Origin of the sequence: Paenibacillus sp. CECT 9249 (genome assembly GCF_918697855.1) — a bacterium.
Classification (GTDB): domain Bacteria; phylum Bacillota; class Bacilli; order Paenibacillales; family Paenibacillaceae; genus MSJ-34.
This window is the reverse complement of record NZ_CAKKLI010000017.1, coordinates 17,062-33,110: the sequence shown is the minus strand read 5'-3', so window position 1 is coordinate 33,110 and position 16,049 is coordinate 17,062. Positions and strand designations below refer to the sequence as shown.

Annotated in this window: 11 protein-coding genes and 2 pseudogenes; 7 read left to right on the top strand and 6 right to left on the bottom strand. The window is 44.0% G+C overall.

Annotated features, from left to right (window positions below):
* Positions 1-888 precede the first annotated feature (888 nt).
* The 4 genes and pseudogenes from LQ229_RS13915 (at position 889) to LQ229_RS27305 (ending at position 6,082) form a co-directional block, all read left to right on the top strand.
* A complete protein-coding gene (locus tag LQ229_RS13915) occupies positions 889-2,994 on the top strand; it encodes an MMPL family transporter (RefSeq protein WP_230192068.1) in 2,106 nt (701 codons plus the stop codon).
* Positions 2,995-3,237: 243 nt separating this feature from the next.
* Positions 3,238-4,594 (top strand): annotated as a pseudogene (locus tag LQ229_RS13910) (ISNCY family transposase).
* Positions 4,595-4,814: 220 nt separating this feature from the next.
* Positions 4,815-5,674: pseudogene (locus LQ229_RS27310) on the top strand (transposase); the annotation flags it as partial.
* Positions 5,663-6,082: a VanZ family protein gene (locus tag LQ229_RS27305; protein WP_356710800.1), complete on the top strand. Its 420-nt coding sequence runs from the start codon at positions 5,663-5,665 to the stop codon at positions 6,080-6,082. The pseudogene LQ229_RS27310 and the gene LQ229_RS27305, both read left to right, overlap by 12 nt.
* A 351-nt stretch (positions 6,083-6,433) precedes the next feature.
* On the opposite strand, the gene LQ229_RS13895 is transcribed toward LQ229_RS27305, so the two are convergent.
* From LQ229_RS13895 to LQ229_RS13870, 6 genes are all read right to left on the bottom strand, one after another.
* The gene (locus LQ229_RS13895) at positions 6,434-6,694 is read right to left on the bottom strand and encodes a hypothetical protein (protein WP_007130949.1); all 261 of its coding nucleotides are present in this window, start codon (positions 6,692-6,694) and stop codon (positions 6,434-6,436) included.
* Between the two features lie 172 nt (positions 6,695-6,866).
* Positions 6,867-7,535, bottom strand: a complete 669-nt coding sequence (locus LQ229_RS13890; protein WP_216539092.1) for a DUF6431 domain-containing protein — start codon at positions 7,533-7,535, stop codon at positions 6,867-6,869.
* A gap of 1,027 nt (positions 7,536-8,562) precedes the next feature.
* On the bottom strand, positions 8,563-8,781 hold the full coding sequence (locus tag LQ229_RS13885; RefSeq protein ID WP_007130946.1) for a hypothetical protein: 219 nt from the start codon (positions 8,779-8,781) through the stop codon (positions 8,563-8,565).
* Between the two features lie 7 nt (positions 8,782-8,788).
* Positions 8,789-9,880 (bottom strand): endospore germination permease, encoded by a 1,092-nt coding sequence (locus LQ229_RS13880; protein WP_216539091.1) that lies wholly within the window; start codon positions 9,878-9,880, stop codon positions 8,789-8,791.
* Positions 9,877-11,061 (bottom strand): Ger(x)C family spore germination protein, encoded by a 1,185-nt coding sequence (locus tag LQ229_RS13875; protein WP_055109518.1) that lies wholly within the window; start codon positions 11,059-11,061, stop codon positions 9,877-9,879. Before LQ229_RS13875 ends, LQ229_RS13880 begins: the two co-directional genes overlap by 4 nt.
* Entirely contained in the window at positions 11,058-12,542 is a 1,485-nt protein-coding gene (locus LQ229_RS13870; protein WP_230192066.1) for a spore germination protein, read from the bottom strand. The genes LQ229_RS13875 and LQ229_RS13870 overlap by 4 nt, the downstream gene beginning before the upstream one ends.
* A 973-nt stretch (positions 12,543-13,515) precedes the next feature.
* On the opposite strand from LQ229_RS13870, the gene LQ229_RS13865 reads away from it, so the two are divergent.
* The 3 genes from LQ229_RS13865 to LQ229_RS13855 are packed head-to-tail and all read left to right on the top strand — an operon-like array spanning position 13,516 to position 16,025.
* Positions 13,516-14,121: a hypothetical protein gene (locus tag LQ229_RS13865; RefSeq protein WP_230192065.1), complete on the top strand. Its 606-nt coding sequence runs from the start codon at positions 13,516-13,518 to the stop codon at positions 14,119-14,121.
* A gap of 48 nt (positions 14,122-14,169) precedes the next feature.
* The gene (locus tag LQ229_RS13860) at positions 14,170-14,859 is read left to right on the top strand and encodes a response regulator transcription factor (protein WP_216539087.1); all 690 of its coding nucleotides are present in this window, start codon (positions 14,170-14,172) and stop codon (positions 14,857-14,859) included.
* Positions 14,856-16,025 (top strand): ATP-binding protein, encoded by a 1,170-nt coding sequence (locus LQ229_RS13855; protein WP_230192064.1) that lies wholly within the window; start codon positions 14,856-14,858, stop codon positions 16,023-16,025. The genes LQ229_RS13860 and LQ229_RS13855 overlap by 4 nt, the downstream gene beginning before the upstream one ends.
* Positions 16,026-16,049 lie beyond the last annotated feature (24 nt).

Below are 16,049 nucleotides of genomic sequence, written 5' to 3'. Positions count from 1 at the left end.
TTGTTGATTTGAATCCCTTCTCTGTGGAAGAATGGATCCGAGAGAAGAGGTTGACGGGTTGCTTCTGCGGGGCGTCAAACCGACTATTTCCGTGACCGAATAACCCTTTTCAATCTTGTAATCTTTACTCGAGCTGTCTCTGACCTGCCCCAACGCTTCGAATGCTCGACCATACGGTTTGATCACATCGGAGTCGTCCTCCAGAATTAACGCGTCCTCATCAAGTGCATTCACCATTTATTTCGCATAGCGGGTGGTGAGCGACGGAGACGGTCGTTGCAGATTCTGACTTAATCGATCAATTGTATTCTTTACCTGAATGAATTCATTCAAGGCGACTGCGATATTTCTAAGAATCACACTTTTGGACTTCAACAGACAGTAAATGGTTTGGGTAATAAATTTGGATTCGACTTGACCAGATTCGGATACCAGGTCTTTTGCAAAATGTATCGTTTCCCGTTTTGTTACATACACATCTGTGGTGGAATGGAACATGTTAAAAACCCCTAATAATTTACATTTTTGTTTAGACATTTATTTTCTATGTCCTATCAACAAATTTTGTAGAAGGATTATATACCATTTTAAAGACTCAAGAAGATGGGGAAAAAATTAGCATCCTCATTGACCAGTTGATGTTTTTCTCATTTCACGGTACTGAAAGCCGATTTAAAGAAATGTCTCACATTTAAATAATGTGGATATTTTTTTGAAACAAAAATGAACAATCGTTCATGGTGTTTATTTTATCAATTTGGTTGTTTTAGCACATATACAGACAGGAAATACAGGAGGAGATTACATTGGCAAAGTATCTTTATAAATTAGGAAATTGGTCAGCAACACATAAAAAAAGCGGTACTTTTTGGCACTGTAGGAATTTTGATGATATTAGCAGTATTAGTACTGAGTTTAAAACCATCTTTTCATGGAGAACTAACTATTCCCAATACACCTGCGGAAAAAGCAGCCAATTTGATTAAAGGAGAATTTGCAGGTACTTCCGAACAATCAACTGTAAACATCGTATTTAAAGCACCAGATAATAGAACGTTGGAATCAGAGGATGTCCAAAGCAAAATTACGGAAGTACTTAATGAAATAAGTAAAGATTCGAAAGTAGCAAGTGTTCAATCACCGATAGAGCTGAACAACTTAAATGAAGATAAAACAATTGGTTACGCACAAGTTACGTTTGCGTTAGAAGCTGACAAAGTGTCAGAAAAATCGAAAGAATACATTTTGGATAGTATTGAAATAACAAGAGATGCAGGTATTCAGACAGAAATAATGGGAGGAGATATTACCTTCTCTAGCATACAGTTTGAAGGAATTTATGAAGTAATTGGAGTAGTGGTTGCATTTATTGTATTAGCAATTACTTTTGGTTCATTTATTGCAGCAGGCTTACCAATTCTTATAGCGGTATTAGGTTTAGGAATTAGCTTATTAGGTATTATGATTGGTGCCTACTTTATTGATTTGAATTCTATTTCTATAATTCTAGCAGCTATGTTGGGTTTAGCGGTAGGTATTGACTACTCACTATTTATTATTACACGATTCAGACAAGAATTGGCAAAGGGACATGCCATCAACAATTCAATTTCAATAGCCATAGGAACATCTGGAAGTGCTGTAGTATTTGCAGGTTTGACTGTTATTATTGGACTATTGGGTTTATCTGTAGCTCAAATTCCATTCTTAACCCTTATGGGTGTTTCAGCCGCTATTAGTATACTGGCAGCCGTGCTTATTTCGATTATTACTTTACCAGCAATTTTAGGTATGATAGGCCACCGATTGTCGCCTGCAAAGGAAAGTAGATTTTGGCAAAAAATCAATGGTCAGAATAGAACAGACGAAGAAAAAGCTAATAGATGGGGGAGATTGGTTACTAAACATCCTATCATTATATCGCTAGTATCCATTGCATTCCTTGCAATTCTTACAATTCCTTTCTTCCATATGAATTTGGGGCTACCATCTGATGGAACAGCTAAATCAACGGAAATGACGGAAAGAAGAGCATATGATTTACTAACGGAAGGGTATGGAGAAGGCTTTAATGCACAATTAGTTGTTGCTGCAAAAGTTAGTAAAGTAACAGAGGAAACACCTCAAGTTATTGGAGAAATAGTGAAAGAAATTAGTGATTTAAAAGATATTAAATCTGTATCACCACTTATACCTGGACCTTCCGGAGAAATTTTTATGATTCAAATTACACCAGAATCCGGACCGGATGATATAGAAACAAAGGATTTGGTAAATCTTATTAGAGACAAATCTAAAGAAACAGAAAAAGAACATGATATTGCATTAATGGTAACAGGTAGCACGGCTATGAACATTGACATATCACAGCAATTGAATGATGCTTTACCATTATTTGCATCCTTAATAATTGGTCTTGCTTATATACTCTTAGTAATGGTCTTTAGATCACTATTAGTACCGTTGAAAGCAGTAGTTGGATTCTTACTTTCATTAGGAGCAACATTAGGATTTATGGTATTTGTTGTTCAAGATGGGCATTTCATTAATTTCTTTGGATTTCCATCGGAATCTCCAATATTAGCCTTTTTACCTGTTATTACAATAGGGATATTGTTTGGACTAGCTATGGACTATGAAATATTCTTAGTTAGTAAAATGAGAGAGAGTTATATGCATACTGGAGATAGTCGTAAAGCTATTTTATATGGAATGAGAGACAGCGGTAGAGTAGTAACTGCTGCAGCTCTTATTATGATGGCAGTATTTTTCGGATTTATGATGAATCCTGATGCGATGATTAAATCAATTGGAATGGCACTAGCCTTTGGAGTATTCTTCGATGCGTTTATTGTCAGAATGACAATAGTACCTGCTGTAATGACTCTAATGGGAAAATCAGCTTGGTATATTCCGAAGTGGTTAGATAAAATTCTTCCTAATATAGATGTAGAAGGAGAGTCTATTACGCATAAAGAAAGAAATGAAGAATAAATCAAGAAAGTAGCATTCTGCAGCTTTCCAGAATGAAGACAAACTCCCGATGCGATGCATGTTGAATGTTGCTCACTGTTAATTAGTTACCCCTGAAAAAATCAGGGTTTTGATCAAAAATAAAAGGAATTCACTGCCTCAAAATGGAATTAGTTATTGTCCAGATAACCATCCAAAGGGGGGCCGAATTCCTATGCTTATGAATTCTTCATTGCCCCTCAAAATCCTTTTGAGGTGAGAAAAATGTTGAAACTTCGTGAAGAACAAATCACATTGTGGGATTCCATCATCTCTGAGAGCGTATGGTCGTTGCCTGAAGAACTGGCTAAAATAGATGCCTTGCTGGATGATGAACGTTTCATGCAGCCTTTTCTAGAGAAGCATCACACCCGAAGGGGCCGTCCGACCAAAGCGATTGAAACCTTCCTGCGTCTCATGTATCTGAAGCGCCGCTACAATTTCGGTTACGAATCCCTCGTGCAGGAAGTAGGCGACAGTCTGACGTGGCGGCGATTTTGCCGCATACCCATTGACGAAAAGATGCCTGATCCGACGACCTTGATCAAAGCGCGCCAGCGCTATGGCGAAGAATGGGTCGAACAACTCAATGAGCTTTTGCTTCAAAAACTGGATGAAGCGAAGGTGCTCAAACACCGGAAGCTGCGGACGGATACCACCGTAGTCGAATCGGATGTACATCATCCGACCGATGCGACCTTGCTGCAGGATGGCGTAAAGGTCATCACTCGCCTGGTAGGCAAGATCCGGAAAGTGGCGTCCGAAGCGACCCGGAACTTCGAGGATAAAAACAGTGAAGTGAAGCAACACATCCTTTCGATCGCCAAGTTGCTGCGCCGGCGCACGCAACAGTCATGGGACGAGCTCAATGCCATAACGGAGCAAGTCGTTGCGATGACGGAAGACGTATGTCAGAAATCAACAGCTGTTATGAATCTTACAAAGGATAAAGGTAAGGCGTCCGTCAAGGCGATGAAAGAGAAGTTAGGTGAAGCTATTACCTTGACCCAAAAGCTCGTCGATCAGGCCAAGCAAGTGGTATCCGGAAACCGCATTATTCCAGATCGGATCGTCAGCTTCTTTGATCCTGAAGCACGCCCGATCAAAAAAGGGAAGCTATCCAAGAGCGCGGAATTCGGATACAAAGCGCGAATCGATGAAACCGAAAATGGGTTTGTAACCGGCTATGAGTTATACAAAGGTAACCCCTCGGACGACGAAATGCTCGTTCCCGCCGTGGTACAACATAAAGAACGATTTGGCTCGGTGCCCCGTGCTGTGGCAACCGACCGCGGCCTTCGGCAGCAAGAAAAATGAATCGACCCTTGCAGAACTGGGTGTAACACGAATCAGCACCCCATTCTGAGGGAAGAAGAGCAAGAAACGTGCGGAACTTGAGAAACAGTTATGGTATAAAGATTTGCAACGCTTCCGCGCTGCAGGTGAAGCCAAAATCATTTTACTGAAACGCAGGTACGGTTTAAACCGCAGCCGGTACAGGGGCTTTGTTGGCTCAAAAACCTGGATCGGCTTGGGAATTTGGGTTCATAACCTCAGAAAAGCCGCTCAGATGATCAAATAAGGCAAAGAAATGGAATACAAAGGAAATATGTCCACCTGAAAATTTCAAGGAGAGTAGAGCGAACTCTAAATTCGAATTTTTCAGGGGTAACTAATTAGAAACGAAAAGTAATCCTGAATTTCGAACGTACAGCTCCGTGGAAACGTGAAAAGGGATCCAAATCTTTGGTAGAATGGTGTTTGACTGAAACACATCACCCAAAGAGAGGAGCACCTTTTAGGTGAAGTCTACCACACCCGTCAGCAAGATCAAGACTGAATTTTCCTTGGAGAATGCCACCAGCTTCGGAGGCATCAAAATCTTTCTGGAATACCTTGAGAAAATAAAGCTCTCCGAAGCGTTACGTGACATCTCTTGCGGCAAAGGACGAAATTCTCTCTTTCCGATTTACCGCATTCTGCTTTATCTCATCGTGGGTTGGATGCTCGGCTGCGAGCGGCTCTTTCATTTTCGCAAACTATAGCGCGACTAGCTTCTGAAGCGATTTCTTGGCGGGCGATGCCCACACCATACCTTGCTGTACAAAGAACTGATTCGATTGAGAACATCTTGTCCTAACTTGCGGTTCGAACTGCGAACGCTCAATCAGACCGTCATTCGGCCCTGCCTGCCGTCTAAACTTGTCCTTGATCTGGATTCGACGGCGGAAACCGTATACGGCGATCAAGTCGGCGCAGAGAAAGGAAAGAACCCGCACAAGCCCGGCCGCAAAAGCTACCACCCGCTACTGACATTTGAGGGGCAGTCTCGCCTGTGCCTGAATGACTTCCTCCGATCTGGGAACACGCATGCCTCTACGGATGCTGCTTCATTCTTAGACAACACGTTCGAGCTCCTTGGCGGACGTTCGGTGAAATATGCCCGATTCGACAAGGGCTTCGGCGGCGAGGAGTTCTATAGCCTGTGGGAAGGCAAGAACATCGGCTACGTCGGCAAGCTGAAAAGGACGCAGCGCCTTGCGGCGCAGGTGCAGCCTGCCGGTACTGGAAACGATTTGTCGATGAAGACTGGATTATCGAAGGGATAACGCTCATTTACAAAGCGACATCCTGGAAAAAGCCCCGCCGCGTGGCGATCATTGTAGTAAAACCTATTGGTTTTATTGATAGAATACAATCCATACTTGAAAATAGGAGTATCGGGATCTGGAACTACAATGTAGATCCTTTTCGAAGTATCTCAAGTTATTTCCGTTTTAAAACGACTCCATTTGCCTTCATAAATATTTTGGGTAATATTGTTACGTTCTGTCCATTAGGATTCTTAATCCCTACTATTTTTACAAAGTACAGGAAACTTTCTAAGACTTTGTTGATTTGTTTAATCAGTATAATTGGGATCGAGAGTTTCCAATTTGTCACAATGTTAGGTTATTTTGATGTTGATGATATCATTTTGAATATGACAGGTTGTTTAATTGGATATTTTGTTTATAGTGGGTTTAGAATATTAGCCAGGAAAATAGCTAAACCTGAATTTCGAAAGTAACAACTCTATGAATACGTGAAAAGGGCTCAAAATCTTAGATAATGGTGCTGGATGCTGAACACATCACATAGAGTGCGATTACTTGACTTTCATAGAAAAAGGGGTTAAATAACTCAACTGGATATAAGGACCTGCAATCAGGTATTAAACTTTTATAGCCGTCAGCTAGTCTGACCGCTAATCCGCGTAGATTTTTGCCCTGGAAACTTTGCTTCCACCGGGTTAGCATCTAGGTAAAAGAAACAGTACGCGAGCTAGAGAACTGATCTTAGTACGCATTATTTCATGAATAAAAATTGTAAATAGACTGTTGTACGGTCTTTTTTCGTTTATAGCGATTTGAATTCAGATTTAGAAGTCTGTTTTCCTATTACAAGCGTTTATTATACGCACATGGAGTTTACTCATTTGACTGATTTGTAAAGAAAATAAGAAATGCTGATGATCTTGCAGCATAAGGTTATCGGCATTTCCCGACGGTGTTTCATACTCGTGGCTTACAATTTCGCGCATGAGTGCCATTTGCTCTCCGGGATCCAATTTGCGGCTAACCAGGGGCGCAATCAAGCCGTAACGGAAGTTAGCCTCTTGCTGCCTTGCTTGCTCATCCATGCAAAATCTCCTCTCCCTGTGGTCTATGAGAGTATCCCATAGACGCTAGAAACCAGGGAGGGCGCATATTTTGTGGGATCGGGAGGGCAACTTGCCGTCCAGGCGATTTTTAAAGCGATTTTGGGGGCGACTTTCGCTTGCCGTGCTCCTTGGCGGCGGATGCTGAAGGAATTTATAAGCGTGATGCTGCAGGTAACCCTGCATTTAGAAAAGTCCAATAGCCCCGTCTAGATGCGCCAGCGGGGATGAATCGGGATAACAGTTTGTTCAGCCAATCCAGTGTGTCCATTGGCGTTGGATTCATCATGGTGGGGTAAAGGCGGAGCATATCTTCGTCTACTCCCCCGGCAATGAATTGCCCGGCAACCCAAAGTGCCGCATTTGCTGCGCGGTGCAAATGCCTTGCCCACCAGCGTTTCAACGTACGGAAGCTGTAACGGACGCTAGATGTTGTCGTGCTTTCTGCGATCTGCCGCCAAGAGAATCCCTTGCGCTTGCGCTTCAATGCCGCTTCTCGCACCCAAGTCGCATACCGGGCCCATGGAATCAGAAATTCCGGCAGAAGGGAAATCGTCTTATTACAAGCAGGACAGTACCAGCGGTAGATGGGGATCAGGATGACTTCGTGTTTCGTCACAACGCCTCGCCAATAACGACCGTGTTTATGGAGAAGCCGGCCGCAATCGTCACAGCAGATTTGGACGTCAGGAGATTGATTCTCGAAAGTGCGTAAATAAGCCTTGCAAGAAAGGCCGAAATAAAGTACTTTTGACATGATGAAGTGAATGCTCCCGGGGATCCTCGCCAAAGGTTCGGGAGCATTTTTCTTTTTAATCGACAATAGCCTAATCCCCCGTCAATGTACAGAAGGGATTAGGCTATTGTCGGCTGTTTATTCGGTTTGGCTCCGCCAAACCGAATGGCGAATCCATGGTTTTTTTCCGCCAAATAATCAGGCGGCGAACAGCATATCATGATTTCAAACGTTTTTAATAATAGACAAACATGATATTGCTTTAGCAACTTTTCTGAAAGCTATGAAATAAAAAGAGGGAGGGAAGGGGGGCGAAATAACAAGAAAAAATGCCCGATGAAAAGAAGTTTTGAGCTGTGTTATTAAGGGAAGAAGAAAATTGAAAGGAGTATATCCGGGTTTGCTAAAGGACCTAAACCTAAGGTAAAGTATCCGGAATCACCAGTAAAATGAAAGAGCATAAGCTTACGCGTCCTTTTTGTCTCAAGAAGCATGCAAAATTGCAGTCTCTAGTTAGGTATCCTATCATGCCGCATATCTACTACGAGACCAGTTTGCCGCATAACCCTTGAACCAAGTAAAAAGGCCGTCGTTTCCGACGACCTCCCCCTGATATTTGATCATTGCTTGGTCTCCGATAAATTTAACCTATGATAATCTTCTGATGCCCAAGTTTACCACATATATTTATTTTTTATAAACATATTATACGAGGAGATACTGATATAAAAAAAACGGTAATTGGTATTCTAATAGTCTGTTTTGTTTATTTTTCAATGCACCAAGATTTTGAAAATAGTTTAATGCTTGGTTATTTAATTATGATTATAGTGACTTCACTTCTTGCTTTCCTCCGACAGAAGTATTATTTGATAGGGAAATCTATGAAATGGTTATTCCGCACGAGATCAACCCGTTCAAAATCAGTACCCTAGAATCTGGCTACAAGGCTGGTATGAAGGAACGGTTTATTATAAGCATTAATTTTGCCGCTAGTAATCATTCGTTTTCAGTCATCCTTCATATCTCCTGTTAAGGTTCTGTCACAAGGATTGGCGGATCATAGTGGTACTAAACTGGGAAGAACCCGCAAAACAATTCATTCATTCTACGTTTATATCATCGTCGTTGAAATGGATTTTAACATTTCAATCATTCTTTCAATAAAAATCGTAATGATAAAAGGACGATGATTCACGATACAAATCCATAATCCGTATCCAATAACAGATACAGCCCCAAAAACTGCTGCATCCCGATAAAGTCTCTTTCGAAGCAATCCCAACATCGGTAAACCTATCAAAGGCGCCAGCAGGATGTGAAGCATCAACATGTTCAATTCATCCTCCTTTTCGCTTCTCGAACGTGCGTTTGACCCATGTTGTCACTAGCAACAAAAAGGGGATCAGTAGAACAAAGAAACTGTCATATATGAATGTATATTTTTCATCCCATTCCTCGTTTTGGATCGGGTTTTCATAGATGGACAAGGCGGTCGCCGACAACAAAATCGTCAAACCCAGAAAATGAGGCCACCGGGTTTTTGGACGAAATACTTGACGCAGCGTTTCGGAAGCTCCGTAAACGAGTACCAACAGCTTGATAAAAATCAGAATCAGTAAAATAACGGAGATAATGGAATGGATGTTGACGATCACCTCTCCGATGGAAATTTCCTGCACGGTCGTATACACTGGAAAGGTAAGTTGTGACGCCCTCTCCACTCCTAATAAACCGATAATCATAAACAAGGTCATGCTAAGAGAAAGGGAAGCGGTCAAGAGCCCAAGCAAAAAGGGGCGTGTTGCCCCCTGTTTGACCAGCGGAAAAAGCATCGTGAGCGCTATGGCTTCCATATAGGGAAAGCCCAAAAAGGAATGGTATTGCAAAATGGCACCCAGGCCGGAATGGAAAGCTGGCTGAAGTCTTCCCCAATCCCAGTTCACCATTGCCAGCAACAGAACAAACCAGAACGGGAAGAACAAAAACGGAGTGATGATTTGATTTAATCGTCCGATGGCTTCCGTCCCCTGAGCGACCGTGTAAAAGGCGACAAGCAAAAACATGACGTGAAAAACGGTTTTCGGCGTCTCCGGCATGATGGTTCCATTTAAAAAAACGCTTAAATTTCGAAGAGCCCATCCAGCCAAAATACAGAAATAAAGAAAATACAAGACGGAGACAAGCGTTCCCAGAGAACGTCCCCAAGCTTCCAGCGGGATTTGCACCAGACTTTTGCCCGGGTAGTATCGGAAAAGAAAAGTCCAGAACAGACCGACGAGTATGCCAAAACTTCCTGCCCACAAGGGCATGAGCCAGGCATCCTGTCCCGCCTGTACGACTAGCCGCCCGATCAGCACGAAAAGGGTGGTTCCGAGGATATAATTGATTGTCAGCAGATAAAACTGGAATCGGGAAATCATTGGCTTCATCCTGTTCCTCCATAAGGTTGACTCATGCTTCCCGTTCGGAGCAGCCGGGTATTTGCACGAATCTCAATTTGTACATTTTTCGCCGCTTGGTCGATATCCGGATGATTTGGCGTTTGTTTGCGCAACAAGTCGTTGATGCTTAACAGATCCCAGCCACGCTCCCTTATCATTTGATAGAAAGCAAGCGACTCGTCTGCTATGATCTGATTCAGTCTGTTTTCAAGTCTCTCCACCTCGTTCCGAGACTTCGGGACGGACTCGATTGTATAGGCAGTGGAAAGTTCGAGGTCCATGCGGATCCGAACGACAGGTTGGTCGGATTTCCAGAAGACCTCACGTTTTATGCGAACCAGTCTCAATTCCACGGATACCTGTTTTCCTTCCACCTGAAACTGTCGCACGTGGCGACCTCGATCGCCATTTAGCAAATGGTACCAGACCAGCTGCGTATCATTCAGTTTGCCCGCCATGCGATAATCACGGAAAACCGCCCCGCCTCGGATGATAAAGTTGTTTTGATTGGCGTCGATATCCGCCGACCTTTCCCCGCTGTTGGAAGAAGGTGCCTCTGTCATTCCGGTGATCAACGGTAATACGATCGTATCTGACTTTTCCATCCGTTCAATGACATCACTGACCTTGATCTGTTTTCCCACTAGGAGCGAATTCCGGATCAGCAGGTCGAGCCTGGAATCGATCGTGTCAGACGGCACCCGCTCCAGGGGAGTTAATGTTCTCATGACCTGAGATATCGATCCGTCGACAATCAGCATCGGGACCGACGAACGGCCATTAGGTTGCATTTCGATAAAGTTGACAATATCGCGTATGTTTTGTTTGGCCACCCGTCGAGAAACGAGCAGCACCTTGCAGTGGGCCATAAATAACTTGCGCGGCAACATTTTGTAAATCGTAGATTTGATTTCTCCAAAAGAGGATCCACTGATTTCGTAAGTGTATACAGGGGCTTGTTCGCCTCCCGACGTACCTTTGGCGGAAGTGCCGCTGAGCGGGTTGATGATCTGGTAATATACGGTTATTTTTCCACTCTCAGGATCTCTGTCCACCCCCATCATACTGACCAGCGCCAGTTCGTTCATTTCCGTTCTGTCCCAGCAAGCCGTAAGCAGGGCGGTAAACATCATCAGGATGAACAGACCCGCTGCATACCGGTTGGTCATGTTTGATCCTCCAGATTACTTTTTCTCTTCATATTCCGAATATATCCGGGCAGACCGTTCGGATTCAGCCAGGGCCGGGGCAGCCGCACCAACACATCTTTCCAATCGGTTCCTATGTACGGGGAAGCGGGAGTGAAGTAAGGAACGCCAAAGGACTTAAGCGACACCAGATGGGCAACCAGAAACAGGGCACCGCATAAAATGCCGAAAAGGCCCATAAAGCCGGCCAACAGCACGAACGAAAAACGAAGCAGGCGTTGTGACATGCCAAAGCTGTAAACCGGAACGACAAAATTGGTGATGCCGGTTATGGCTACAACAATGACAATCGCGGCGGAAATGAGACCGGCTTCCACCGCCGCCTGCCCCAGTACAATCGCCCCCACGATCGAAAGCGCCTGTCCGACCGTTCGCGGCATACGCAGCCCCGCTTCCCGGATAATTTCAAACACGACTTCCATTAACAACACTTCGAAGATGGCGGGGAAGGGAACCCCTTCCCGCTGGGCGGACAAACTGATCAGGAGTTGGGTCGGGATCAGTTCCTGGTGGAACGTCGTGGCCGCGACATACAAGGAAGGGACGAACACGGCCATAAAAAAGGAAATCAACCGAATCCAGCGAATAAACGTGGCGATGTCCGCCCGCTGATAATAATCTTCAGGAGAACTGAAAAACTCGAAAAACGTCATGGGGGCAAGCAGGACGTTGGGCGTTCCGTCCACCATTACGGCCACTTTACCATCCAGCAACTGGGCAGCTACCATATCTGGGCGCTCGGTGTTGGTAAGCGTCGGAAAAGGAGACCAAATCCGGTCCTGGATGAATTCCTCCACATAAGCGCTTTCCAGCACACTGTCCGTCCGGATGGCTGACAATCTGCCGCGCACTTCCCGGACCAGCGATTCCGGGGCGAGGTTCTCCATGTACACCATAAGCAAAGTCGTCCCGGTTTGATTGCCGATGTTCATTTTATCAAACCGGAGGAATGGGTTGCGGATTCTTTTGCGGACAAGCCCCACATTGGTCAGAATGCTTTCCGTAAAGCCTTCGTGCGGCCCGCGAATGGTCGATTCCGACTTCGGTTCTTCAATGGAGCGTTGTTTGGATTCGGTCACATTGATGAGACAAACGCGCTCCCTTGCAAAATCGGTTAGTGCGCAATGGCCTGCAAGGAGTGCTTTTACGGCATGTTCCCGCAACTGTTCATATGGATCGGAAAAGGAAAATTCGCGCAAAAAACCGCTTTCGGCGGAACGAGGCGCTTCCCCTTCGGAAAACGTATTTTCCGTGAACGATTTCAAAATGTATTCGTCAATCGTTTTTTTATTGACCATCGATTCCAGATATACGCACTGCACGGTTTGTTCCCCTTGGACAAACAAGGATCGGCAGACCAAGTCCGGGGGTAACCCGAGGGCTGATTGAATGTCTCCGAAAAAATCATTCTTGATCGATTGATTTTGTTTTTTTCTTGCCATCGACGAACCTCCAGATTCTCACATCTCATCATTATCATTATTTCCTATTGGGTGGATTCTTATTCCATTGGCAGTTATGCTGTTGCAAATTATCGTGAGGTGAAATCAAGATTCAGGTTACGACATTACTAAGTTATTCGATAGGTGAGGATGTCTAGTACATGACCGCAACTGCCGCAGTCTTCTTGAACATACTTCCCGTACTTGCTGGCATGAAGGTAGAAGCAGGTTTTTATAGATCCGCTCGCAGCATTCGCCAAAGTTGGATGATCTAACGTAAATACGACTCTCTTATTCATGATTTATAGATTATCGATTAGAAAAAAAAGAGGGTCGCCCGTTGACCTCATATTTGTGCACCGTCTGCAAAAACAGGCAGAACAATTCGGCTTTGCGGATCGCGTGACTATTCTGTTTGTAAACGAACTCCCCTAGTCCGTCGAGAACGAAAATGGGGTGGTGGTACGGGGCCGATTTGAAGACAGGAAGGTGTGCGCGTGGACAACCCAAGGCGGCTGTTTCCGTCGGTCTAACGCCCGCGCAGGCGCTCCGGCGTTAACTATCGGATTCATGGATATTACCGGCAAGGCGAATTTGATCGTATCCCTCAACATGGGCGCACACTCGCGCGAATTTTATTTGGGCCTTGCGATCATGTACTGACTCTTCTCTATCTGCTTCCCCGCCATCTACGGCGGTGACTCTGTCAGATCGTCGTGGATTTAACGGATCGACTGCCGGTTGTCATCGGAAAAGCTACCGGTTTTACTGGCAGGTTTGGGTGGACAGTATCATGTTTGATGGGGCTCGTGACTGCCTCGATAACCGTAAGCATCGTTCTCGCCCCAGAAGTTCCTCAGCTGACTTCCTCTTTTTCTGAAATACAGCTGTCTTAACAAAAATTTAACAACAGATCAAATACACTGTGGTTAAGTAGTCGGGGAAAAGAAAAAATGAGGTGAAAAAAATGAGAATGAAACGTTTTTTAATTACGGCTGTTTTGTTGATAACCGTGTTGCCCATGACCGCATTTGCCTTGGCAAATGATGCGCTGCCAGTAACGATTCAAACGAGTGATGTTGTTTCGAAGTCAGAGGATATTTCGGGTCAGTCTTCCGGAGCGGTTACAGTAAATCAACAAGCAATTTCTCAAGTGAATGACACAAACCCAACTTCAAGTGATGTCACTGTGGACGGGCAGCCGGTACACAAAATTCAACTATCAGAGGAAAACATCATTGAATTGAATCTTGGGGATTCTGACGATGTTGGTGTACAGGCTACTTATCCGGTTAACTTCAACTTGCCGGGATCATCACTTGCCACAATAAGTGATGGGTCTGGAAACCCGTGGTATTTGACTCGGAACGAAGAGGTAACCATATCATTGACATGGCTGCCTCGGGACGCTACACTTCGAGTTGGTTTAATCGACTCGGACAATACATTTTTTTATGTGAACTTTACAGGCGGTGCCGATAGTCGAACCTTTGTAGTGAATGTCGCTGACAACTATCGAGTGGGGATTTACAATACCGATACCCATCAAGTGACAGTCACCGGAAATATCACGATCTAAACAAAAACCATTCCCCGACTACATTGTTTTATGAGAGGTGAGCAAAAGATGCGGATGCTGGTAATTGAAGATGAGCAAGATTTGGCCAATGCGATTAAAAAAGGATTGGAAATGGAAGGATTTGCGGTAGATATTGCATTAGATGGAGAAGAAGGCTGTCACCTGGCGGAAATCCATGCCTACGATATCATCATCTTGGATTTAAACTTGCCAGATAGGAATGGGTTAGACGTGCTGCAACACATACGACATCTGTCCAAACAAATCAGAGTGCTGATTCTAACAGCGCTTTCTGATACATCTTCTCGTGTGAAAGGATTGAATTTGGGAGCGGACGATTATCTTGGTAAACCATTTGATTTTGAAGAACTGAAAGCAAGAATACGCGCCTTATTGAGACGTGATCTTTTACGAGAAAGCCCGTTGCTCACTTATGGCCCTATCGAGTTGAATCCGATTACGAAGACAGCAACTTGCGCTGGGCAACAGTTGACACTCACTCGTAAGGAGTTTGCCATATTACAGTATTTTTTATCTCATCCCGATCAAGTTATCTCTTCTGAACAATTGGTTGAACATGTGTGGGATCAGCATGCGGACCCTTTTTCCAGTTCCGTCAGGGTACATATTACGACTTTGCGTAGTAAGATAAGATCCGTTATCCATGCAAACTTTTTGAATACAGTGCCAGGGTACGGCTATCAACTGAACAAACAAATTGAGGAGTTGCCAAAATGACGAAAAGCAGGCGGCTTACATTGGCAGGAACAATCGTGTTGTGGAACCTGGGTTTAATCATATTGACAGGTGTGTTTCTGATGGTTTCGCTCAATATTTTCGTGCAAATTATGCTTCCTGCCGTCCATGTGAAGCCTAACGATATACTGCTTCCACAAGACCAAGAAGTGATCGTACCCACCATTGAAGTGAATCAGGTAAACGAAGAGGGAATGCTCATATCGGATGTAAGCTTTTCATCTGAATTGATCGCATTTAAAGGACAAGTTCTCCTTTTTTCGCTGATCTGTCTGATCATCATGATTATATTAGGTGGGGTCGGGGCGTTTTATCTCTCCAAAAGAAGTCTGTGGCCAGTGCGTTTATTGAGTGAACGGCTTATGAAAATCAATGCCAACGATTTGTCTGTGCAGCTTCCTGTTAAGGAACTGCCCAATGATGAATTGAAAGAATTAACGGAATCGTTCAATACCATGCTGAAAAAAATAGAACATGCTTTTCAACAGCAAGATCGTTTTATGGCCAATGCCGCTCATGAATTTAGAACTCCCTTGACGATTTTGAAGACGAATCTGGAAGTCTTGAGGAGTGACCCATCCGCGACTATGGAAGATTATCAGCAGCTCTCGGACATTTTTGAAAAGACGTTAAAACGAATGAATCATATGATCAATGAACTGCTTGTACTGGCTAAAAATAATGACCCGGATAAGGATGTGATTGAAGTTGGTTCGCTGATCCGTAAAGTAGTGAGTGAATTAAACGATTTAGCTTCAAGACAGACAATTTCTATTGAAATCCACAACCATCCTGGTGTTGAGATATACGGGAACGATCTTTTAATCCAGAGAGCCATTAGCAATCTGGTCGAGAACGCTATTATGTACAACAAGCCACAAGGAAAAGTGATCATCACATGCACAAGTCAAGAAGGCGAGTGTTTCGTTTCAATTATGGACACCGGAGATGGTATAGATGAAAAACACATTCCATTTATCTTTGAACCGTTTTATAGAACTTCGGAAGGCAGAAGGAAGAATAAGGCAGGCACAGGTCTAGGTCTGTCCATAACATTATCCATTATTAAAAAGCATGGGGGAACGATTGAATATTGTCGTGAGCAAACGCTGAAAGGTTTTATCGTCCGCCTTCCTGTGCTCGACTAGCGAGCAGGACGAACTTTGTTCTAT